Here is a 22,300-nt window from a genome sequence, read left to right on the forward strand (position 1 = left end):
GCCACAACAGAAAACCTGATTACCGGCATCAGGCGGGCTTGCGCGGGGAAGGCGATGGAGGCGGCTCAGTCAGGGCTGAACGCGGGAAACGCGGGCAGTGTCGAGCAGACACGCCCCGCAGGCCGTGTTACGGCGTTTGCGTAAAGGCTTGGGTGTAGATCAGACGAAACCGCAGATGAATCCGCGGCCCGAAGAGACGGCCCACTCCCAAGCGGACGCCGGGCGGCGTGCAGGAGCGGGCCGCAGTTCCTAGTTGAACGGCCAGACTGGCGGATGCGTGCCAGGCGGGCTGGACGGCCGCGTCCAACGGGCCGGTGTTTCGGAGAACTGCGCGGCGTGGCGCAGAGCCTCCAGTTCGCCGAAGCCCGAGGGCTCGGTTTCCAGCAAGCCGTCGAAACCCGGCATGGGACAGGCCAGCCCGCCCTCGACCCGGCCCAACCCGCGCAGCCAATGCGCGGTTTGCGCCAGCGACACGCGCACGTGCCAGCTGCCGCCCTCGGTCGCCTGGCGCGCCAGCGCGGCCTGCGCGCCGAATGCCATCAGGTAGCCCGAGGCATGGTCCAGGATCTGCATGGGCATGGGCTTGGGCGCGTCCTGGCCCGCGGCCTGCGCTTCCGCATGGTTGAAGCCCGTGGCGGTCTGCACCAGGGAATCGAAGCCGCGGCGGCCGGCCCAGGGGCCCTTGTCGCCATAGGCGGACAAGGACACGTAAACAATGCCCGGACGGATGCGCGCCGCGTCCTGCGGGCCGAAGCCCAGCGCGGCCAGGCCGCCGGGGCGGTAACCCTGCACGAACACGTGCGCGCTGCGCAGCAGGTTGCCCAGCGCGATGCGGCCGTCGGCCGTGTCCAGGTCGGCCAGCACCGACAGCTTGCCGCGGCTGGTGTCGATGATGTTGTCGATGTTGGGCAGATGCGGGGAATTAAGCAGCATCACGTCGGCGCCGTAGGCCGCCAGCGCCCGGCCGCAGACCGGGCCGGCGATGATGCGGGTCAGGTCCAGCACTCGGATGTCCTTGAGCGGCCTGGCGCCGTTGCCATACTTGGGCAAGGGCCGCGGATCGGCCTCGCCGATGCGCTCGATGGTCAGCAAGGGCTGCGCCGCCACCGCCACGGCTTGGGGGTGGCGGTCCCATTCGTCGAAGCTGCGCATGGCGGCCACGGGCAGGCCCGCATCGGCGGCCACCTGTTCGAAGTCCAGGGCCTTCCAGCGGCTCAGGGCGCGCTCCACCATTGCGCGGGTGGTGTCTTCCCCGGCGGGACAGCCCAGCAGCGCCAGCGCGCCATCCCGGTGATGGGCGAAATTTGCGTGGATGCGGACCCAGCCGTCGTCGCCGCAACGATACAGGCCGGTGATGGGATCCCAGGGATTCGGGGTGATGCCGTTGATGGTGTAGTGGCTGCGGCATTCCTGCGCCGCGTGCAGCATGTCGACGCTGACCTGCTGCCTGGCGCCGCCGCGCAAGTGCCAGAATTCGGCCGCGGCCAGCGCGGCCGCGGCCATGCTGGCCTGCGCCGCCGCGCCGACGGCGAAGGACGATGGGAGTACCGGGTCGGCGCCAGTCAACACCACGTGGTCCAGCGACTCGTCCGGTAGATCCACCGAGCGCCAGAGCTTCTGCAAAACGTCGCGCGACGCATTGCCTGCGGGTGTGCGGCCCCTCAGAAAAGACGGGCGTAGGTCCATCAGATTTCCCATAGCGTTCATCTTGCTCTAGTCGTTTATTTGAATTACATGGCGGGGCCCAGGCCGCGTCAATACGCGCGGCGCGCCAGCGTGTTTCATGGTTTGACCGCAAAGCGCCGCGATCCGGCCGCGCCGCGCGGATTCCCCTGCGAGGTCCGCTGCGTCAGCCTGCGCAGGCAAGGACACATCTACTCGTAGTTTTTACATCGTCTTCCAAGCCCGCGCCGCCCGCGCGCCCATAAGGCGGACGCAATATAGAATGCCAGCCTCGCCGCCTCCCCTGCCCTGGACCGCCCATGAACACGCTGCTCTGGCTGCGCACCGACCTGCGCGCGCACGACAATCCCGCCCTGGCCGCGGCCGCCGAAGGCGGCACGGTCACCGCCCTGTTCCTGGCCGCGCCCGGCCAATGGCGCCTGCATGGCGACGCGCCGGCCAAGGTCGATTTCTGGCTGCGCAACCTGCGCGAACTCTCGCGCGAGCTCGGGCGCCTGGGCATACCGCTGCGGCTGCTGACGGTGCATGACTGGAGCGAGGCGCCGAACGCGCTGGCCACCTTCTGTCGCGATCACGCCATCGGCCAGGTCCACGCCAATGCCGAATGGGCCGTCAACGAACGGCGCCGCGATGCCGCGGTCGCCGCCCGCCTGCGGGCCATGGGGGTGGACTGGACGCAGCATCACGGCGCTACGCTGCTGCGGCCCGGCACGGTGCTGACCGGCAAGAGCGAGTGCTATCGCGTCTACACCCCTTATGCGCGGGCCTGCCGCGAACGGCTGCGCACGGCGCCGCTGCGCGCCCTGCCCGCCCCGCGCGCGCAGACGCCGCCGTCCTGGCCGGCGGATCCGCTGCCCGCGGCCTTCGAAGGTTTCGATGCGCCCGCCGAGCCGGTGCGCGCGCTCTGGCCCGCCGGCGAGAACGCGGCCAGCGAACGGCTCGACGCCTTTGCCGACGGCATCATCGACGCCTATCAGGAAGAACGCGACTTCCCCTCGCTGCCGGCCACCAGCTGCCTCTCGCCCTATCTGGCGGCGGGCGTGCTGTCGCCGGGCCAGGCCTTGCGCGCGGCACTGGCCGCCAACCAGGGCGAAGTGGACGGCGGCAAGCGCGGCGCCGCCACCTGGATCAACGAACTGCTGTGGCGCGAGTTCTATCAGCATCTGCTGGCCGCCTACCCCAGGCTGTCCATGCACCAGCCCATGAAGCCGGAGACCGCGGCCGTGCCCTGGCGCGACGCGCCGGACGACCTGCATGCCTGGCAGCAAGGCCAGACCGGCATCCCCATCGTCGACGCGGCGATGCGGCAGCTGCTGGCGCTGGGCTGGATGCACAACCGCCTGCGCATGGTGACGGCCATGTTCCTGTCCAAGAACCTGCTGATCGACTGGCGGCTGGGCGAGGCCTGGTTCATGGCGCGGCTGGTGGACGGCGACCTCGCCGCCAACAACGGCGGCTGGCAGTGGAGCGCGTCCACGGGCGCGGACGCGGTGCCCTACTTCCGCATCTTCAATCCGCTGTCGCAGTCGCGCAAATTCGATCCGGATGGGGTGTTCCTGCGCGAATGGCTGCCGGAACTGGCGCACCTGGACCGCCGCGCCATCCACGATCCCAGTCCCATGGAGCGTGCGGGCGCAGGCTACCCGCTGCCCATCGTCGACCTGGCCCAGAGCCGGCTGCGCGCGCTGGAGGCGTTCAGCGGACTGCCGCCGGCCTGAGGCGCGCGGGACGGGCGTCGGCGTCGCTTGACCTAGGTCAACGCCGTTTCCGTCCGCGTCCTGGATGATGGCTCGGCGACTCCCCGCCAACGCCGATCGCAGGACGACACAGCATGCGCGACCATCAGCAGGTCCCTGACCAGGAATACACGCTGCACGACGAGCAGTGCCTCATCACCCGCACCGACGCGCGCGGCCGCATCATCTATGCCAATCCCGCGTTCCTGGAAGTCAGCGGCTACACGCAAGCGGATCTGATCGGCAAGGGCCATGACACCATGCGCCATCCTGACATGCCGCTGGCCGCCTACGACGATCTGTGGCGCACGATACAGCGCGGCAAGTCCTGGACGGGCGTGATCAAGAACCGGCGCAAGCATGGCGGCCACTACTGGTCGCTGGCCAGCATCACCCCCGTGGTGGAGCGCGGCGTCACCGTCTGCTATGCCTGCGTGCGCGTCAAGCCGACGCGCGCCCAGATCGAGACCGCCGAAAGCGCCTACCGGCGCCTGCGCACCGGCATCACCGGCGGCTTGCGGCTGAGCGCGGGGCGGATCCGTCCCGGTGGCCTGCTGGCGCGCCTGCGCGACTGGCGGGCGGCGGGCATACGCGGGCGCATGCTGGCCTGGGCCGGGCTCTCGTCCGCGCTGTTCCTGGCCGCCGGCGGCATCGCGCTGCATGGCATGGCCGCCAATCTAAGCATCGAGCAACTGGGCTTGGCCGCGGCGGTGCTGGCCGCCGGTGTGTGCCTGATCTTCGCATCGGGCTGGGCCTACGCTCGCACGCTGTCCGGGCTGCTGGCCACGGCCACCGACTTCACGCGGCAGATCGCGGCCGGCAATCTGGGCACGCCGCTGGCGCCCGCCAACACGGATGACGAAATCGGCGCACTGAGTTTGTCGCTGGAAGCCACGCGCAGGAATCTGGTCGGCCTGGCCCGCGACGTGCACACCGGCATTGCGGTTACGACGAACAACGGCGCGGCGCCCGCCCTGCAAGCATCTGGCGCGGGCGACCTGCGCCATGCGATCGAAGTGTTCCGGATCGGGCGCGTCCAGCCCCTGGCTACGCGCCGGCCCTTGTAGCGCCGCGCCGGCACAGGCTTGCGGTGACGTCAGGCGCCGGCCGCGGCCTCTTTGTCCAGGCGCTTGATGAACACCTGCAGCTCCTTCACCACTTGCTGATCGCCGCGCGCCTGCGCGGCCTGCAGGCCCGACTCCCAGGCGGCGCGCGCGCCGTCCCTGTCGCCCTGCCCGAGACAAGCCTTGCCCAGCCATTTCCAGGCCACCGAATAGGCGGGATCGAACGCCAGCGCCGCGCGCAGATGCGGCTCGGCTTCGCGGAAGCAGTCCTGCTCGACGTAGGCCTTGCCCAAGGAAAAACGCAGCAGCATGTTGTCCGTGCCCTTGGCCAGCATCGCTTCCAGCCGTTCGATCATTCCTTCCATTGCCAATTTCTCCTGCAGGCACGCCATTCGATCTGATTGCACATGATAGGACGGCAGCGCCCGAACCCTGGCAATGGCCCCGCATGGCGCAGGCCCAAATCGCAAGCCCGGCCGGCGCCAGGCATGCGCAGGTGTCGTTTCAGGGTATACCCTCAATGGCAATAGGGCTTTGCCCAAGCGCCCGCAGCGCGCTGCCCTAAAATTCCGCCCTTGCCCTTTCTCTGCCGCCGGGGCTTTCCTTTTCGTCCCGGCCCTGTCTCCCATGCCCCTGCACCTCATCGCGCTGGCCGCCGCCGCTTTCGGCATAGGCACCAGCGAGTTCGTCATCATGGGCCTGCTGCCCAACGTCGCCCAGGACCTGCGGGTCAGCATCGACGTCGCCGGCCTGCTGATCACCGGCTACGCCATGGGCGTGGTAATCGGCGCGCCCATCATGGCCATCATTACCGCCAGGCTGCCGCGCAAAGCGACGCTGATCGGCCTGGCCTCTACCTTCGTGGTGGGCAACCTGTTATGCGCGCTGGCGCCGAACTACGGACTGCTGATGGCCGCCCGCGTCTTCACGGCCTTCTGCCATGGCGCCTTCTTCGGCCTGGGCGCCGTGGTGGCCGCGGACCTGGTGCCGCGCAACCAGCGCGCCAGCGCCATCGCGCTGATGTTCACCGGCCTGACGCTGGCCAACGTGCTGGGCGTGCCGCTGGGCACCGCGCTGGGCCAGGTCGCCGGATGGCGCTCGACGTTCTGGGTGGTCAGCGGCATCGGCCTGGTCGCCGTGGCCGCGCTGGCCGCCTGGCTGCCGGCGCGCATCCCCATGCAGCCCGGCAACATCCTGCGCGAATTCAAGGTGCTGCGCGACATGCGCGTGGTCTGGCCGCTGGCCGCCAGCGTGCTGGCCTCCGCGGCGCTGTTCTGCGTGCTGACCTATATCGCGCCGCTCCTGCGCGAAGTGACCGGCGTGTCCGAGCGTGGCGTGACCGGCGTGCTGCTGCTGTTCGGCGTGGCGCTGACCGTGGGCAGCACCCTGGGCGGCAAGCTGGGCGACCGCAACCTGGAAGTGTCGCTGCGCCGCATCTTCATCGGCCTGCTGCTGGTGTTCCTGGCGCTCAGCCAGGCCATCCACGCGCTGGCGCCCATGCTGGCCGTGACCTTCATCTGGGGCGTGCTGGGCTTTGCCGTGGTGCCGCTGCTGCAGACGCTGATCGTGGACCAGGCGGCCGATGCGCCCAACCTGGCGTCGACCTTGAACCAGGGCGCGTTCAACCTGGGCAATGCGGGCGGCGCCTGGCTGGGCAGCGTGGCGCTGGGCCACGGCCTGCCGCTGACGGACCTGCCCTGGATGTCGGCCGGCATCACCGCCGCCGTCCTGCTGCTGACCTTGTGGGGCACGCGCTACTACGGGCGCGGCGCCGGGGCTACACTCGCTGGACAACAAGCTGGCGCGCTGACGCCCTCGCGTTCGGACGCCTGACCTGGGAGCCCGCATGAGCACCATCCATGATTTCTCCGCCCGCGCCATCGACGGCACGGAACAGTCCCTGGACACCTACCGCGGCCGCGTGCTGCTGGTGGTGAACGTGGCGTCCAAGTGCGGCTTCACGCCGCAATACACCGGTCTCGAAGAGCTGTACCGCTCGTACCACGACGATGGTTTCACGGTGCTGGGCTTTCCCTGCGACCAGTTCGGCCACCAGGAGCCGGGCGACGAGGCCGAGATCCGCAATTTCTGCACCACGCAGTACGACATCACCTTCCCGCTCTACGCCAAGATCAACGTCAACGGCGACGACGCCCATCCGCTGTACCGCTGGCTCAAGGGCGAGAAGCCCGGCGTCTTCGGCACCGAGGGCATCAAGTGGAACTTCACCAAGTTCCTGGTGGGACGCGACGGCCAGGTCATCAAGCGCTACGCGCCCACCGACACCCCGGCCGGCATCAAGGACGACATCGAAAAGGCGCTGTCCGCGCCGGTCTGAGGCGCGCTTCAGCGCAGCGGCGGCAGCCTGCGGCGCACCGTATGCGACTTGACGATGGCGGTGTTGGTTTCCGCAAATTCGGTCACGCGCTCCAGGATGCCGTCCAGGTGCGAGATCGAGCGCAGCACGACGCGGGCGATGAAGCAGTCATCGCCCGTGACCTTGTCGCATTCGACGAATTCCGGGATCTGCTGGATCAGGCCCTCCACGTGACGCAACTGCCCGGGCAAGGGGCGGATGCGGACGATGGCCTCCAGCGCGTAGCCCAGCGCCACGGGGTCCACGTCCAGGGTATAGGCCCGGATCACGCCCGACTCTTCCAGCCGCCGCATGCGGTCCGCGACGCTGGGCGCGGACATTCCGACCTGGCGCGCCAGGTCGGCCGTGGTGGTGCGCGCATTGGCGGTCAGCATCTCCACCAGGCGGCGGTCGATACCGTCCAGAACCGGGTTTTCACTTTTTAGGTCGTTTTGCATAAATTCCACCTAAACAAAGGTTTCGGAATCGATTCACCACATCAACATCATATAACCAGCTTGATCCGCCTGGGATAATTTCTCCATCGAACATCGCGGCCGCAAGGCCCCTGGAGAACCCTCATGAACCCCTCATCAGAACGCGTGGGCCTGGCCCAGATGGCCGCGGCGATGACCTTGTCCGGCACCCTGGGCGTGTTTGTGCTCGAGTCCGGCCAAAGCGCCTGGAACGTGGTGTTCTTCCGCTGCGTGTTCGGCGCCCTCTCGCTGTTCCTGTATTGCTGGGCGCGCGGCCTGCTCAAGCCCGGCCTGTTCACCACCCGCACGCTGGCGCTGGCCCTGGCCGCGGGCGCCGCGCTGGTGCTGAATTGGGTGCTGCTGTTTTCCGCCTACCGGCTGGCGTCCATTTCGCTGGCCACCGCGGTCTACAACGTGCAGCCCTTCTTCCTGATCGGCCTGGGCGTGCTGTTCCTGGGCGAGCGGCCCACGCGCGGCAAGCTGGCCTGGTCGGTGCTGGCCTTCGCCGGCTTGATGCTGGTGCTGCGCCTGTCCGAAGCCGGCGGCGCGGACGGCCGGGCCTATCTGTCGGGGCTGATGCTGGGGCTGGGCGCGGCGGCCCTCTATGGCGTCACCGCCATCATCGTCAAGCGGCTCAAGCACATTCCGCCGCAGGTGCTGGCGCTGGTGCAGGTGACGCTGGGCGCCGTGATGCTGCTGCCCCTGGCGGACTTCAACGCCCTGCCCGCCGCGCCGCTGCAATGGGGCTATCTGGTTGCGCTGGGGCTGATCCATACCTGCCTGATGTACATCCTGATGTACTCGGCCATCCAGAAGCTGCCGACCACCTCCACCGCCGCGCTGAGCTTCATCTATCCGGCCGTCGCCATCCTGCTGGACTTCGTGGTCTACGGGCACCGCATGGACGCCATGCAGATTGCCGGCGTGGCCATGATCTTCCTGGCGGCGGCAGGCGTGAGCCTGAACTGGACCTGGCGCCTGCCGGGCCGGCCGCGCGCCGGCGCGGCCTGAACGTCGGCCAGACGGTAGGCAACCCCGGGGCAAACCCGTACCCGCCCCCCGGTTATTGGGGCCGGCGCCAAGCCGGCCCCGCTATCATGGCTTTTCCCTGCGCCGGCCGCCGCCGGCGCGACGTACAGGACATCCCATGATCGATCTCTACTACTGGACCACCCCCAACGGCCACAAGATCACGCTGTTCCTCGAAGAAACCGGCCTGCCCTACAAGATCCATCCGGTGAACATCAGCCGCGGCGATCAGTTCAAGCCCGAGTTCCTGGCCATCGCGCCGAACAACCGCATTCCCGCCATCGTCGACCAGGCCCCGGCTGGCGGCGGCGCGCCGATTTCGCTGTTCGAGTCGGGCGCGATCCTGCTGTATCTGGCCGAAAAGACCGGGCGCTTCCTGCCTGCCGACGTGCGCGGCCGCGCCGAAGTGTCGCAATGGCTCTTCTGGCAAATGGGCGGCCTGGGCCCCATGGCCGGCCAGAACCACCACTTTTCCGGCTACGCGCAGGAGCGCATCACCTACGCCATCGAGCGCTACGTCAAGGAAACCAATCGCCTGTACGGCGTCTTGAACAAGCGCCTGGCGGACCGCGAGTTCGTCGCCGGCGACTATTCCATCGCGGACATGGCGGCCTATCCCTGGATCGTGCCGCACGCCAAGCAAGGCCAGGACCTGAACGACTTCCCGCACCTGAAGCGCTGGTTCGACGCCATCGCGGCGCGCCCCGCCACGCAGCGCGCCTATGCACTGGCCGATACCATCAATACCGCGCCGTCCATCAGCGACGAGGAATCGCGCCGCATCCTGTTCGGCCAGACCGCCCAGAACACCGCCCGCTGAAGGAACCGCCATGCCCGACCCGCAACTGGTTTTCCGCCGCGCAAGACTGGGGGATCTGCCGAGCATCGTCGCCCTGCTGGCCGACGACGAACTCGGCGCCACGCGCGAGAATCCCGCGCTGCCGCTGGACCCGCGCTATGCTGCCGCCTTTGCCGCAATCGGCCAGGATTCCAATCAATTCCTGGCCGTGGTCGAACAGGACTCGAACCTGGTCGGCTGTTTGCAGTTATCGTTCATACCCGGCTTGTCGCGGCTGGGCCAGTGGCGCGGGCAGATCGAGAGCGTGCGCATCGCCTCGTCCTCGCGCGGCGCCGGCCTCGGACGCAGGATGTTCGAGTGGGCGATCGAGCAATGCCGCATCCAGGGTTGCAGCCTGGTGCAGCTGACCACCGACCGCGCCCGGCCCGATGCGCGCAGATTCTATGAAAGCCTGGGCTTCAAGGCCAGCCACGACGGCATGAAGCTCAGCCTGTAGTTTTTCAGTACTGATTTGGAAGGAACGCCCATGCATGGCGAATACAAAGTCCCCGGCGGCAAACTGGTCGTCGCGGATCTGGAAGTGCGCGATGGCCGGCTGGCCGACGTGCGTATCAGCGGCGACTTTTTTCTTGAGCCGCCCGAGGCCCTGGACGCCATCAATAGCGGCCTGAACGGCCTGCCGGCCGACGCCGGCGAACTGGAACTGGCGGTGGCCGTGCAATCGGCCCTGCCCGCCGATGCCGAAATGTTCGGCTTCTCGGCCGAGGCCGTCGCCGTGGTGCTGCGGAGGGCGCTGGCATGACGCGCACCGACTGGAACGACTACGACTGGCAACTGATCCATGAAGGGCCGCAAGACCCGGTGCTGCACATGGCGCTGGACGCCGTCATCACCGACGAGGTCGGCGCCGGCCTGCGTCCGCCTACCCTGCGCATCTGGGAATGGGCCGCGCCCGCGGTCGTGATCGGCCGCTTCCAATCGCTCAAGAACGAAGTCGACCCCGACGGCGCGCGCCGCCACGGCATCCAGGTCGTGCGCCGCGTCAGCGGCGGCGGAGCGATGTTCATGGAGCCCGGCAACTCCATCACCTATTCGCTCAGCGCCCCTCAGGCGCTGGTGCACGGCATGAGCTTCCAGGAGTCCTACGCCTTCCTGGATGCCTGGGTGCTGACCGCCCTGCAGGCCCTGGGCATCAAGGCCTGGTACCAGCCGCTCAACGACATCGCCTCGGACATCGGCAAGATCGGCGGCGCGGCGCAGGCCCGCCGCGGCGGCGCGGTGCTGCACCACGTCACCATGTCCTACGACATCGACGCGGATAAAATGGTCGAGGTCCTGCGCATCGGCCGCGAAAAGCTGTCCGACAAAGGCACCACCAGCGCCAAGAAACGCGTCGATCCCTTGCGCACCCAGACCGGGCTCGCACGGGAAGTCATCATCGACCGCATGGTGGAAACTTTTGCCGGCCTGCACCGTCTCACCCCTGGGCAGATAGGCAGCGACACCCTGGCACGCGCGCAGGCGCAAGCGGCCGAAAAGTTCTCCACGCCCGAGTGGACCGGCGTGGTGCCCTGAACGGCCGCGCCCCGATTTTCTGGAGGTAGTTTCAATGCGTCGCACATTCACGCCGCAAGGCGCGATAAGCGGTCTCTTCCTGGGCGCGGCCCTGCTGGCGCTGGCTGGCTGCGGCAGCACGCCGCCCGCCGACATCACCCTGGCCACGCAGGCGCCAGCCTCGGCGTCCACGCCGGAAAAAGTCGGCGACCTGTCCACCGAGCGCATCAAGTGGGCATCGAGCAAGCCCGGCTGCGAGGGCGACTGCCCGCGCATCGAAATCGACAGCGTCGCGTTTCCCGGCATACCCAAGCTGACCGCGCTGGTGGACCACGTGCTGGCCTACATGACCGGCACCGACGCCAACCGCCGCGGCCCCTACGACACGCTGTCCGAGTACACACAGTACTTCTGGTCGATCGCGCGCCCGCGCGACGCCACCTACTTCAAAGCCAGCGTGAAGGACACGGTGGGCGACATCGTGGCCGTCGAACTGCACACCGAGCAATTTCTGACCGGCGCCGCGCACGGCATTCCCGCCACCCAGTACCTGAACTGGGAGCGCAGCCGCGCCCGCGTGATGGGCCTGGAAGAGGCCTTGATACCGGGCCGCCATCCGCAGTATGTGGCGGCCTTGCGGCAGGCGCATGCCAAGTGGCTGGCCGGCAATCCGGACGCGCGCCGCGATCCGGCGGCCTACAACAAGATGTGGCCGTTCCAGGAAAGCGACAACTATGCGCTGACGCGCGAGGGCATCGTGGTCAAGTACGACGCCTATTCCATCGCGCCGTATTCGCATGGCGAACCCGAGCTGAACATTCCCTATTCGGAACTGCGCGGGATCCTGAAGCCTGAGCTGCTGCCTGCTTCCTGAGCCGCACCCGGCAACGCCCGCGGTCTACGCGGGCGCTGCGCACGGCAGCAAGCCGGGGTTAGGTTGAGCGGACTGAGGATGGAGCTAGGGAGGTGGCCGCTTTTTTCGCGTCTGTGGCCGGGTAAGACGCCCAGTCCGCTCAGTGCAACCGCGGCGGCAGGGCGGCGCAGACGCGCCGCCCTGGCTCGCCTTGCTTCTTAGAAGCGGTGACGCACGCCCACCATGGCCACGGTGCTCTTCACGCCGTCGGTGAACGCGAAGTTGGTGGCATACGAACCCAAGGCGTACAGATTGGTGCGCTTGGACAGGTTGTAGGTGTAGCCCAGGCTGTAGATGTTCATGGTGGCGTCGTCGCCGGTCAGCTTGTCGCTGTCCGTGTCCGCACGCTGCCACGAAGCCAGGATGTTGCTCGCGCCGCCGATCGGCACGCTCAGGCCCACCAGGTAGGAATTGGCCTTGAAGCCCGACACCGCCACGTTGGTGCCGAAGCCCTTGGCCGTGGGGCTGCCGCTGCCGAAGGCATTGACGCCCTGGCCCGTGAACCAGCCGTCGCGCGTCTGGCCATAGGCCAGCGCCAGCTTCAGCACTTCGAAGTCATACGAACCGCCGATCATCCACGACTTGGGCGTGGCGTCGGTGTTCAACTGGTTCGCGGGGTTCAGCTGGTCATACGTCAGCGCCAGGTTCACCGGGCCGCTGACATAGCGCAGGCCGGTGGTGATGGCGCGGGTGTTGTCGGCGGTCTTGAAGCCGGTTTGCGCGGCGGTCGTGTCGGCGGCGTTGAACGAGTAGCCGATGCCGAACTGCACGCCGCTGAACGACGGCGTCGAGTACTGCACCATGTTGTCGTAGCGGACCGTGTTGGCGGCGCTGAAGGCCACGCCGACGTTGGCCTGGCCGTAGCTGCCGCCGAACGGATCGATCGCGGCGAAGTACTTCGAGGCGATGTTGGTCTGGCGGCCCAGTTCCAACAGGCCCCACGAGGTGCTCTTCAGGCCGATGGTGGCTTGGCGGCCGAACAGGCGGCTGCTCTGGCCCGACACGCCGCTGGCCGAATTGAAGCCGCTTTCCAGCGTGAACACGGCGCTCAGGCCGTCGCCCAGATCCTCGGCGCCGCGCAGGCCCCAGCGCGAGCCGCTGGACACGCCGTTGACCATGCCCACCTTGGACTCATGGTAGCCATCGCCCTTGATGCGCTGGTAGCCGATACCGGTGTCGATCAGGCCGTAGAGCGTCACCGAGGTTTCCGCTTGCGCCGTTGCGCCGAACGCGGCCAGCATGGCGGTGACGAACAAAGTCTTTTTCATTGCAAATTCCCATTGATTGAACAGACATGCGCATCCGGGCTGGCACGCATGGCGTGCGGCGCGCCCGGCGCATGGCAGGAACGGATTCTAGGGACGCAATGTGTCAATTCTGGTTACGCAAGCTGGGAAATTCCCTAGGCCGCGAAAAAGGCGCATGGTGTCGCGCCAGGCCGACACCGGCGCGGCGCGCGCAGGCCTGCAATGCCGATGTGCTATTCATGCGCGGTGCGCGTGCAGGCGCGCAAATGGAAATCGCCCCTTGCGGGGCGATTTCCTTTTTTGTCTCCTGCCCTCCTCGGCGCGGCGTCCGGGGACGCCCCGCCGTATCGGGTATCAGGGGTACAGGCCGCGCACCTGGCGCGCTTGCAGGATGCGCGTGCAAGCGACGATGAACGCCGCCGTGCGCAGCGTGACCTTGTGCTCCTTGGCCACTTGCGACACCGAAGCGTAGGCTTCGCGCATCAGGCGCTCCAGGCGCTGGTTGATCTCGTCTTCGCTCCAGAAGAAGCTGGAGAAGTCCTGCACCCATTCGAAATAGCTGACCGTCACGCCGCCGGCGTTGGCCAACACGTCCGGCACGACGTAGACGCCGTGTTCGGCCAGGATGTCGTCGGCTTCGGGCGTGGTCGGGCCGTTGGCGCCTTCCACCACGATCTTCGCGCGCACCTTGGCGGCATTGGCGGCGGTGATCTGGCTTTCCAGGGCGGCCGGGATCAGGAATTCGGTTTCCAGCGTCCAGAACTCATCGCGGTCCATGGACTGGCCGCCGGAGAAGCCGCCCACGCCGCCATGCTGCGACACGTAGGACAGCAGCTTGTGCACGTCCAGGCCGGCCGGATTGTGGACGGTGCCGGTGTGGTCCTGCGCGGCGATGACCTTGGCGCCGGCTTCATGGAACAGACGGGCGGCTGTGCCGCCCACGTTGCCGAAGCCCTGCACCACGACGCGCGCCTTGGACACGTCGATGTTCATGTCGCGCGCGGCTTCGCAGCCCACCACGAACACGCCGCGGCCGGTGGCCTCGACGCGACCCAGGCTGCCGCCCAGCGCGATCGGCTTGCCGGTGACCACGCCGGTGGCGGTGGCGCCTTCATTCATGGAGTACGTGTCCATCATCCAGGCCATGGTCTGGGCGTTGGTGTTCACGTCGGGCGCCGGGATGTCCTTGGACGGTCCGATGATGACGCCGATTTCCGAGGTGTAGCGGCGCGTCATGCGTTCCAGCTCGGAGGCCGAGAGCGTGCGCGGGTCGACCCGCACGCCGCCCTTGGCGCCGCCGTAGGGCAGGTTCACCGCGGCGTTCTTGATCGACATCCAGGCCGCCAGCGCCATCACTTCGGAGAGCGTGACGTCCTGGTGGAAACGCACGCCGCCCTTGCCGGGACCGCGCGAGACGTTGTGCTGGACGCGGTAGCCCTCGAAGTGGGCGATGCTGCCGTTGTCGAGTTCGATCGGCACGTCGACGATCAGGGAACGCTTGGGGCGCTTCAGGGTCTCGACCCAACGCGCCAGCGAACCAAGATACGGGGTGACCCGGTCGACTTGTTGCAGGTAGTTGCCCCAGGGGCCGAGGTCCTCGGCGTTCAGATAAGACGGCAATGCGTGGGTGGGAGTTTGAGACATGAGCTGGCTCTCCTGACAAAGTTGCGCCATTTTATCCACGAAAGTTATAGCGTCCCCATTTAAAACAAAAATATTTTAATTGGGGACGCATAACTGTTGCGGCTATCGAACGCGCCGCAAACCCAAGCCTGATGCTGCCCTTATCCTAAGCCGCCAAACTGCCAACGTCCAGCCTGCCAGTCCTACGAGGGAGGCCTTGCAGCCAGCCGCAAGGCGGATGAAAAGCGGGGCGGTTTCCTGTTAAGGAAACCGCCCCGCTTGGTCCTGCCATGCTCCATCCGATGGATGCAGCACCGGTGCGTTCAATCGTTCAGCAACTGCCAGGCCAGGCGAGCCGCCGCGCGTGCGCCATGGCCGTCCTGGTCGTAGCGCGGACTGAACTCCGCCATGTCCGCCAGGCGCAGCTTGCCGCTGGCCTTGACCCGCAGGACGATTTCCTCGATCACCGTCAACGGCACCCCATAGGGCGCCGGGGCCGAGACGCCTGGCATGACCCCTGCGGGCAGCACGTCCAGGTCTATGGTCAGGTACACATGCCGTGCCCGGGCCAGCAAGGCGTCGACGTTGGCCAGGCGCGCCGCCAGGTGGCGCTCCTGCATGTCGCGGTCCTCGACCCAGATGGCGCCGACTTCGGCGGCGCGCGCATACAACGCCGGGGTATTGGCCAGCCGCGATACGCCCAGGCAGGCGTACTGCAGGGCCCGGCCGCGTTCCTCGCAGTAGCGCGAGATCTGGTCGAACGGCGTGCCCGAACTGCCAGGCCGCCCGGTGCGCAGGTCGAAGTGCGCGTCCAGGTTCAGCACCAGCACGGGTTCGCTGTCGCCACGGGCATCCAGCCAGCGCGCCAGACCCTGGAAGCTGCCCCAGGCGATCTCGTGGCCGCCGCCCAGCACCAGCGGACGGGCGCCCTGCTCCATCAGTTCCGCCACGCGCAGGCCCAGCTGTTCCTGGGCGTCTTCAAGCCGGTCGCCCTCGCAGGCCACGTCGCCAGCGTCCAGCAGGCGCGTGAGGCCGTGCGCCGGCAAGCCTGCCAGGAACTTGCGGATGACCGACGGGCCTTCGGCCGCGCCGATGCGGCCCTGGTTGCGGGCCACGCCGGCATCGCAGGCGAAGCCCAGCAGCGCCGCCTCGCCCTTGCGGACCTGGCCGGCGGCCGCTTCGACGATATGCGCCAAGCGGCGCGTGTCGCCTTGTTCGGCGCTGTCGTCGCGGGCCTTCCACAGGCTTTTGTCGAATTGCGCCATGCTCATGCAGCCCCCTGCCCCGCGTTCAACACCGCCTGCAGAAACTCGCGGGTACGCGCTTCGCGCGGCTGGGTGAAGATCACATCGGGCGAACCGGATTCCAGGATCACGCCGCCGTCCATCACCGCCACCCTGTCCGCCACGTCGCGGGCGAAGCCCATTTCGTGCGTGACCACCATCATGGTCATGCCTTCGCGGGCCAGCAGCTTCATGACCTGCAGCACTTCGCCCACCAGTTCCGGGTCCAGCGCCGAGGTCGGCTCGTCGAACAGCATGACCTTGGGCTGCATCGCCAGCGCGCGGGCGATGGCCACGCGCTGCTTTTGCCCGCCGGACAGGCTGGCAGGCATGGCCGCCATCTTCTGGCTCAGGCCGACCTTGTCCAGCAAGTCCGCCGCCAGTGCATTGGCCTGCTCGCGGCCCATGCCGCGCAGCGTGCGCGGACCGACCGTGACGTTGTCCAGCACCGACAGGTGCGGAAACAGGTTGAAGCCCTGGAACACCATGCCCACCTGCATGCGCAGCTGGTTGAGTGCGGCTTCGGGCAACAGCTTGCCGTGGTCCAGCAGGGTCTGCCCACAGATGTCGATGGTGCCGGCCTGCGCCACTTCCAGGCCGTTGCAGCAGCGCAGCAAGGTGCTCTTGCCCGAGCCGCTGGGCCCGATCACCACCACCACCTGGGACGGCAGCACGTCGAAGTCGATCGCGCGCAGCACTTCGTGGTCGCCGTAGGACTTGCGCAGGCCGCGGATACGGATCATTTCTTGCGGGTTCGCCGCCGAGTTCATTGCGGTGTTCATTGCACCATCCCTCCCGCGCGCAGGCGGTTTTCAACCTGGCGCAGCACCAACATGGTGGCCGTGGTCAGGATCAGATAGATCAGCGCCACCACCAGATACGTTTCCAGCGAGCGGTACGACACGCTGATGATCTTCTGCCCTTCATGCATCAGATCGTGAATGGTCAGGAGCGACACCAGCGCCGAGTTCTTGATCAGCGCGATGAACTCGTTGCCCAGCGGCGGGATCATGCGCACCACCGCCTGCGGCAGCACAATGATGCGCATGGCCTGGCCGGAGGACATGCCCAGCGAACGGGCCGCTTCGGTCTGGCCGCGGTCCACCGACTGGATCGCGCCGCGCACGATTTCCGACACGTAGGCGCCGGAGTACATGCCCAGGCCCAGCACGCCGCAAGCGAACGCCGGCAGCGTGATGCCGAAATGCGGCAGGCCGAAGAACCAGATGAACAACTGCACCAGCAAGGGCGTGCCGCGGAACAGCAGCAGGTAGACGCTGCACAGGTTATAGATGACGTAGCGCTTCGGGTTGAGGCGCCCCACGCCGACCAGCAGGCCGATGACGCAGGCCAGCAGCAAGGCGCCCGCAGTCACCTCGACGGTGACCACGGCGCCATTGATCAGCTCGCCGAAGTCGGCGAAAACGGGAGAAAAATCCAGGTTCATTTCGCGGGAGCCTCGAACCACTTGTTGACGATGGCCTGGTAGCTGCCGTCGGCCTTGAGCTTCTGCAGCGCGGCGTTCAGTTCACGGGTCAGCTCGGGCTTGTTCTTGGGTACGGCGATGCCGTAGTCCTCGGTGGTGATCTGGTCGTTCAGCACCGTCAGGTCCGGCGTGCTCTGGGCGAACAGCTTGGCGGCAGGCTTGCCGGTCACGGCGGCTTCGGCGCGGCCGATCTGCACCAGGTTGAACATCTCCTGGTTCTTCTCGACTTCCACGCGCTGCACCGCCGGGTAGTGCTCCTTCAGGTAGTTGACCGACTTGGTGCCGACCTGCACCGACACCTTGCGGCCGTCCAGGTCCTTCAGCGTCTTGACGGGACCGTCCTTCTTGGTCATGACGACCAGGCCGCCCGCGTAGTAGGGATCGGTGAAGTCCACGACCTTGGCGCGTTCCGGCGTGATGTAGATGGCGGACACGGCGATGTCGGCGCGGCCGGCCTGCAGGGCGGGAATCAGGCCCTTGAAGTCGATGTCGATCCACTCGACCTTCTTGCCCATGGCGCCGGCCAGGGCTTCCACCAGTTCGATGTCAAAGCCAGTGCGCTTGCCGTCCTTGACGAACTCCATCGGCGGGAAAGTCGCGTCGGTCACGGCGCGGATGGTTTCCTGGGCGAACGCCGGACCGGCGCTCCAGGCGAGGCCCAGCGTCAGGGCGGCGGTCAGCAGTGTGCGGCGAGTGGTCATGGTGGGTCCTATCGAAAGTGGATACGGCGGTCGGATGGGTACTGATACGGCGTGGAATACAAGGAAAAAGGTCGATTGCCGCGAGGCGCGGGCTTAATGAACCTGCAATTTCGCCGAGATGCGCCGGGCCGCGGCCACGGTCATTTCGGTCAATGCCTCGGGCCGCTGGGCGGCCCGGGTCGATGGCGCCATCAGCGTGATCGAGGCCACGGCCTGGTTGGCGCGTTGAAAAATGGGAACGCTGACGCCCCAAACGCCGGCGTCGACCTCGCTGTCAGTAACGGCGTAGCCCTGGATGCGGATGGCTTCGAGCTCCTGCCCGAGACGAATCGCGTCCATGCCGGCTTCGGCCGCCAGATAGGCCAGCGCGGCTTGCTGGCGGGCCAGCGGCATGAAGGCCAGCAGCGACTTGGCCGAGGCGCCGCGCGCCAGCGGCAGGCCGCGCCCCTTGGTGAAGGAACAGCGCAGCGGATGCTGGCTTTCGATCATGTCCAGGCACACCGCCTGGTCCTTGACCGCCACCAGCAGGCCTATGGTTTCGCCGGAGGCGGCGGCCAGCGCGGCCATGTCGGGCTGCGCTTCATGGATCAGGAACGAGGACTGGTCAAAGCCCCAGGCCAGTTGCACGCACAGCGGGCCGGGGCCGTATTCGCCATCGTGCTCGGCAACGAACCCCCAGCGCTTGAGCAGCGCCACCTGACGGTACAGGGTGCTTTGCGCCAGGCCGGTCTGCTCGGCCAAGGCGGCGATGCTGAGGGGGCCGTCGTGCCTGGCCAGGGTGGCCAGCACGTACAGCACGCGATCCGCGCCTGCCCCGACTGATAGATCCGCTTTCAACATGTGGCTCCAAGCTAATGGAGCGCAGATTATCAATTTTTGGTTCTTATCCAGGTTTTTATTCCCAAATTTTGAGAATAATTGGGGAAAACCCGGAAAATGATCGGATGGGCCGGCGGTACGGCCCATCCCAAAACAGCGCCCGCTCGCCGCGATTGCGGACTGAATGGACCATGGCCTAATCCAGCGTTGTGCCCGTCGACTTGATCAGCGCCGCCCACCACGCCGTATCGTTGCGAATCTGCTCTGCGAATTGGGCAGGGCTACCTCCGACGGGCTCCGCGCCAAGCTCCACCAAGCGCTTTTTCATTTCCGGACTCGCCAACGCCTGCGTAACCGCTACGTGCAGCCGCTCGATTACGGGCCCGGGCGTGCCGGCGGGCACCATCAAGCCCTTCCATGCGGTAACCACATAACCATCCAGTCCGGCTTCCTTGGCGGTGGGCACGTCCGGCATGGATTCCGCTCGCGCTTGGCTAGCCACTGCCAAGGCCCGCAGTTTTCCCGACTGCACATAAGGCAACAACGGCGGCATGTTGTCGATCATCATGGTGATGTGCCCTGCCAGCAGGTCTGTAATGGCCGGGCCGGTCCCCTTGTAGGGAACATGCAGCAATTCCGTTCCTGCCCGTTGATTGAGGAGTTCACCCGCCAAATGCGCTGGCGTCCCTGTTCCGGGTGAACCAAAACTCAGCTTGCCAGGATGGGACTTCGCATAGGCAATGAACTCCTTCAGGTTTCTTGCCGGGATCGAAGCATTGATCACCATCAGGTTGTAATCCTTGATCAATAGCGAAACGGGCGCGAGATCCGTCGCCGGCTCGTAGGGCATGTTGGAATACAGGCTGGGATTGATGACTGTCGGCCCGGCCGAAGCCAGCAACAACGTGTACCCGTCCGGCGCGGAACGTGCGACAAAGTCGCCGCCAATGTTGCCGCTGGCCCCAGCCTTGTTTTCGACAATGACCGGCTTTCCCAGGTTCTCGGCCATTCTCTCCGCCAGCAGGCGGGCCAGGATATCCGCTGAGCCGCCCGGCGAAAACGCCACCACCAGACGGATGGGTTTGGCCGGGTAGACGGCCTCGGCATGCGCAGACGGCAACACAGCGGCGAAGCTGCACGCAAGCCCGAACGAACGTAAAAGTGCTTTCCACATAACGTTTCCTGTTCTTTTAAAAGTACTGTCCCGACGTACGGCCGACGACGGCATACGCCAGACGCCTTATTGTTCTTTCAGAGCGGCGGCGTACGCCGCCCCCGCCTCGCTTTCACTGTCCGTCGCAAGGCTCACCGTCACTTTCAATCCGCTCGCGTTGAACCGGAACGGCTTCTGATAGGAGAAACTCACGGGCGCGCCGGCATCCTGTCCGCAGTTCAGCCCTGCGGTCGTGCCGTGCGTGGGCCAGGTCTTGGGTATCTCGACTTCGCCGACTTCATTGCCATCCGCCAGCAATACTGCTCGCCCGGCGTTCTTTCCCGTCCGTGTGAAATGGAGTTCGACAATGGCATTGCCGGGCGGAGGCTGGTACGGGCTCTCGATACGATGCGTCAGCGACTCGGAGTACACGTACTCATAACAAAGCCGTCCGTTCTTCAGGTAAATCACGAAGCCGCCGAAATGGCTGCCCCAGGCCAACAGCACGCCTCGCGGCGGCTCTTCGCCGACGGTGAATCTCGCCTCAATGGCATAGCTGCGGTCCGTGATGTCGGGGGATTGCATTCTGTCCACCCGGGCCATATTGCTATGGAATTCATAGTGCAGCGTCTGGTTCATCTTGAGCCGCTCGGCCGCCCGCTCCCAATCCCTGTCATCCAAAGGCAGGACGCCATACCGTCCCGCCTGCTCCCACCAGAGGGCCACGAGTTCCTCAAGCTTCTCCGGATGCTGTTTGGCCAGATCTGAAGCCTCGGAGAAATCCTCGGACAGGTGGTAAAGCTCCCATTGGTCCAGGTCGAAGTCACGCCCCTTCGGGTGCCGTGAAACCGCCTTCCAACCTTGATGCCAGATGGCGCGATCTCCCAGTAGCTCGAAAATCTGGGAGTCCTTCTGCGTCGGCGCCTGGACGTCGGCGAGCGTGTAATTCATGCCGATGCCATGCACCGGCAATTGCGGCACGCCCTTGTATTGCCCGGGCGCCTCGATGTTCATGATTTCGTATAGCGTCGGCGCAATGTCGATGACGTGATGATATTGATGTCTCAATACCCCAGGATCGGCGATATGTCCCGGCCAATGGATGATCAACGGCGCGCGGACCCCGCCTCCGTGCACGTTTTTTTTGTACCACTTCAGGGGAGTATTGGAGACTTGCGCCCAGCCGGTGGGGTAATGGTTGTACGCCAGCTCGCTGCCGATCTTGTCCAGGTGCGCGATGCCGACCTGCGGCGATTCCGTCTCGTAAACCATATGCTTACGCAAGTTGATCGCCCCAGTCGGGCCGCCCTCGGGGCTTGCGCCGTTGTCGGACAGCAATACGATCAGCGTATTGTCCAGTTGGCCGATGGCTTCCAGGTGATCGACGAGCCTGCCTACCTGATCGTCCGTGTGCTCCAGGAAACCCGCATAGGTTTCCTGAAGGCGCGCCAATAGCGTGCGCTCGTCCGCCGGAAATTCTGTCCATGGACGGACCCCTGGATTCAGCGGCGCAAGCGCCGTTCCGGGCGGCACGACGCCCAATTCCAATTGCTTCTTGTGTCGTTGGGCGCGAATGACGTCCCAACCGCAGTCATATTTGCCCTGGTGGCGCTCGATGTACTCCTGGGGCACGTGATGAGGCCAATGGCAAGCGCCGAACGCCAAGTACAGGAAGAACGGCCGTCCCTGGGCAGAACTGACGTGATCCTTGATGTCGGTGATTGCATGGTCAACGAGATCCGTGCTCAGGTGATAGTCGTCCGTCTTCTCGAGCTGGATGGGACGGTTGTCCTGGCATAGCTCAGGATTCCATTGATCCGTCAGCGCGCCGTGAAACCCGTACCAGCGGTTGAAGCCCTTGCCTATGGGCCAGTTGTCGTGCGGGCCCGCCGCGCCGTAGTCGGCGATATTGGTCAAATGCCATTTCCCGACGGCGTAACTGGAATAGCCATGCAAGCCCAGAACTTCGGGCACGGTGGCCGCATTTTTCCCGACTTGGCCCGCGTACCCTGGATAGCCGCTGGACCATTCAGCAATGATGCCCACCCCTGCCGCATGCGAGTTGCGGCCCGTCAACAGGCAGGCCCGTGTCGGTGAGCACATGGAAGTCACGTGAAAGTTCGAATAGTGCGCGCCCTTCGCCGCCAGCCGGTCCATGCGCGGCGTCGCAATCTCCGACCCATAGCATCCCAGGTCGGCAAAACCCACATCGTCGAGCACGATAAATACGATATTGGGCGCGTCCTTGGGAACGCGAACCTGCTCCGGCCACGATGGCGTCGAGTCTCGATACGTGCGGCCTATTTCGCCTTTGAATTCATCTTCGGTTTTTTCCATTGTCATCCCTTGCCAAGTCGTCGAGTCGTCTCGATCACATT

22 protein-coding genes are annotated in these 22,300 nt (G+C 66.2%); 10 read left to right on the plus strand and 12 right to left on the minus strand.

Going from position 1 to position 22,300, the window contains the following annotated elements; all coding sequences use genetic code 11:
* Positions 1 to 249 precede the first annotated feature (249 nt).
* Entirely contained in the window at positions 250 to 1,698 is a 1,449-nt protein-coding gene (locus tag FOC84_RS31420; RefSeq protein WP_173150554.1) for a CoA transferase, read from the minus strand.
* A gap of 284 nt (positions 1,699 to 1,982) precedes the next feature.
* On the opposite strand from FOC84_RS31420, the gene phrB reads away from it, so the two are divergent.
* The gene (gene phrB / locus FOC84_RS31425) at positions 1,983 to 3,401 is read left to right on the plus strand and encodes a deoxyribodipyrimidine photo-lyase (RefSeq protein WP_173149255.1); all 1,419 of its coding nucleotides are present in this window, start codon (positions 1,983 to 1,985) and stop codon (positions 3,399 to 3,401) included.
* A gap of 113 nt (positions 3,402 to 3,514) precedes the next feature.
* Entirely contained in the window at positions 3,515 to 4,486 is a 972-nt protein-coding gene (locus tag FOC84_RS31430) for a methyl-accepting chemotaxis protein (RefSeq protein WP_173149257.1), read from the plus strand.
* 29 nt (positions 4,487 to 4,515) lie between these two features.
* Here FOC84_RS31430 and FOC84_RS31435 read toward each other — a convergent pair whose 3' ends face one another.
* Positions 4,516 to 4,848, minus strand: a complete 333-nt coding sequence (locus tag FOC84_RS31435; RefSeq protein WP_173149259.1) for a tetratricopeptide repeat protein — start codon at positions 4,846 to 4,848, stop codon at positions 4,516 to 4,518.
* A 262-nt stretch (positions 4,849 to 5,110) separates the two neighbouring features.
* Between FOC84_RS31435 and FOC84_RS31440 the strand changes: the two genes are divergently transcribed.
* Both FOC84_RS31440 and FOC84_RS31445 read left to right on the plus strand, forming a co-directional pair.
* A complete protein-coding gene (locus FOC84_RS31440) occupies positions 5,111 to 6,316 on the plus strand; it encodes an MFS transporter (RefSeq protein ID WP_173149261.1) in 1,206 nt (401 codons plus the stop codon).
* 13 nt (positions 6,317 to 6,329) lie between these two features.
* Entirely contained in the window at positions 6,330 to 6,821 is a 492-nt protein-coding gene (locus FOC84_RS31445) for a glutathione peroxidase (RefSeq protein ID WP_173149262.1), read from the plus strand.
* A gap of 8 nt (positions 6,822 to 6,829) precedes the next feature.
* On the opposite strand, the gene FOC84_RS31450 is transcribed toward FOC84_RS31445, so the two are convergent.
* On the minus strand, positions 6,830 to 7,297 hold the full coding sequence (locus FOC84_RS31450; protein ID WP_173149264.1) for an Lrp/AsnC family transcriptional regulator: 468 nt from the start codon (positions 7,295 to 7,297) through the stop codon (positions 6,830 to 6,832).
* Positions 7,298 to 7,420: 123 nt separating this feature from the next.
* Between FOC84_RS31450 and FOC84_RS31455 the strand changes: the two genes are divergently transcribed.
* From FOC84_RS31455 to FOC84_RS31480, 6 genes are all read left to right on the plus strand, one after another.
* Positions 7,421 to 8,326 (plus strand): DMT family transporter, encoded by a 906-nt coding sequence (locus tag FOC84_RS31455; protein WP_173149266.1) that lies wholly within the window; start codon positions 7,421 to 7,423, stop codon positions 8,324 to 8,326.
* A 136-nt stretch (positions 8,327 to 8,462) separates the two neighbouring features.
* On the plus strand, positions 8,463 to 9,164 hold the full coding sequence (locus FOC84_RS31460; RefSeq protein ID WP_173149268.1) for a glutathione binding-like protein: 702 nt from the start codon (positions 8,463 to 8,465) through the stop codon (positions 9,162 to 9,164).
* A gap of 10 nt (positions 9,165 to 9,174) precedes the next feature.
* Positions 9,175 to 9,639: a GNAT family N-acetyltransferase gene (locus FOC84_RS31465; RefSeq protein WP_173149270.1), complete on the plus strand. Its 465-nt coding sequence runs from the start codon at positions 9,175 to 9,177 to the stop codon at positions 9,637 to 9,639.
* A gap of 30 nt (positions 9,640 to 9,669) precedes the next feature.
* On the plus strand, positions 9,670 to 9,945 hold the full coding sequence (locus tag FOC84_RS31470) for a lipoate protein ligase C-terminal domain-containing protein (protein WP_173149272.1): 276 nt from the start codon (positions 9,670 to 9,672) through the stop codon (positions 9,943 to 9,945).
* Positions 9,942 to 10,718, plus strand: coding sequence for a lipoate--protein ligase family protein (locus FOC84_RS31475; RefSeq protein WP_173149274.1), 777 nt, complete (start codon positions 9,942 to 9,944; stop codon positions 10,716 to 10,718). Before FOC84_RS31470 ends, FOC84_RS31475 begins: the two co-directional genes overlap by 4 nt.
* A 34-nt stretch (positions 10,719 to 10,752) precedes the next feature.
* The gene (locus FOC84_RS31480) at positions 10,753 to 11,571 is read left to right on the plus strand and encodes an RsiV family protein (protein WP_173149276.1); all 819 of its coding nucleotides are present in this window, start codon (positions 10,753 to 10,755) and stop codon (positions 11,569 to 11,571) included.
* A gap of 197 nt (positions 11,572 to 11,768) precedes the next feature.
* Here FOC84_RS31480 and FOC84_RS31485 read toward each other — a convergent pair whose 3' ends face one another.
* The 9 genes from FOC84_RS31485 to FOC84_RS31525 all read right to left on the minus strand — a co-directional run bounded on the left by FOC84_RS31485 (position 11,769) and on the right by FOC84_RS31525 (position 22,259).
* Positions 11,769 to 12,878, minus strand: a complete 1,110-nt coding sequence (locus FOC84_RS31485) for a porin (RefSeq protein WP_173149278.1) — start codon at positions 12,876 to 12,878, stop codon at positions 11,769 to 11,771.
* 333 nt (positions 12,879 to 13,211) lie between these two features.
* The gene (locus FOC84_RS31490) at positions 13,212 to 14,501 is read right to left on the minus strand and encodes a Glu/Leu/Phe/Val family dehydrogenase (RefSeq protein WP_173149280.1); all 1,290 of its coding nucleotides are present in this window, start codon (positions 14,499 to 14,501) and stop codon (positions 13,212 to 13,214) included.
* Positions 14,502 to 14,803: 302 nt separating this feature from the next.
* Positions 14,804 to 15,751 carry a formimidoylglutamase gene (hutG, locus tag FOC84_RS31495; RefSeq protein WP_173149282.1) on the minus strand — a complete coding sequence of 316 codons (948 nt, stop codon included), beginning with the start codon at positions 15,749 to 15,751 and terminating at the stop codon, positions 14,804 to 14,806.
* On the minus strand, positions 15,748 to 16,533 hold the full coding sequence (locus FOC84_RS31500; RefSeq protein ID WP_302053206.1) for an amino acid ABC transporter ATP-binding protein: 786 nt from the start codon (positions 16,531 to 16,533) through the stop codon (positions 15,748 to 15,750). Before FOC84_RS31500 ends, hutG begins: the two co-directional genes overlap by 4 nt.
* 8 nt (positions 16,534 to 16,541) lie before the next feature.
* Positions 16,542 to 17,210 (minus strand): amino acid ABC transporter permease, encoded by a 669-nt coding sequence (locus FOC84_RS31505; protein ID WP_173149284.1) that lies wholly within the window; start codon positions 17,208 to 17,210, stop codon positions 16,542 to 16,544.
* Positions 17,207 to 17,950 (minus strand): transporter substrate-binding domain-containing protein, encoded by a 744-nt coding sequence (locus FOC84_RS31510; protein ID WP_013393488.1) that lies wholly within the window; start codon positions 17,948 to 17,950, stop codon positions 17,207 to 17,209. The genes FOC84_RS31505 and FOC84_RS31510 overlap by 4 nt, the downstream gene beginning before the upstream one ends.
* A 93-nt stretch (positions 17,951 to 18,043) precedes the next feature.
* The gene (locus tag FOC84_RS31515) at positions 18,044 to 18,790 is read right to left on the minus strand and encodes an IclR family transcriptional regulator (protein WP_173149286.1); all 747 of its coding nucleotides are present in this window, start codon (positions 18,788 to 18,790) and stop codon (positions 18,044 to 18,046) included.
* Between the two features lie 175 nt (positions 18,791 to 18,965).
* Positions 18,966 to 19,943, minus strand: a complete 978-nt coding sequence (locus FOC84_RS31520) for a Bug family tripartite tricarboxylate transporter substrate binding protein (protein ID WP_173149288.1) — start codon at positions 19,941 to 19,943, stop codon at positions 18,966 to 18,968.
* A 66-nt stretch (positions 19,944 to 20,009) separates the two neighbouring features.
* The gene (locus FOC84_RS31525) at positions 20,010 to 22,259 is read right to left on the minus strand and encodes an arylsulfatase (RefSeq protein WP_173149290.1); all 2,250 of its coding nucleotides are present in this window, start codon (positions 22,257 to 22,259) and stop codon (positions 20,010 to 20,012) included.
* Positions 22,260 to 22,300: the final 41 nt, after the last annotated feature.

Source organism: Achromobacter pestifer (assembly GCF_013267355.1).
Taxonomy (GTDB): Bacteria; Pseudomonadota; Gammaproteobacteria; order Burkholderiales; family Burkholderiaceae_B; genus Achromobacter; species Achromobacter pestifer_A.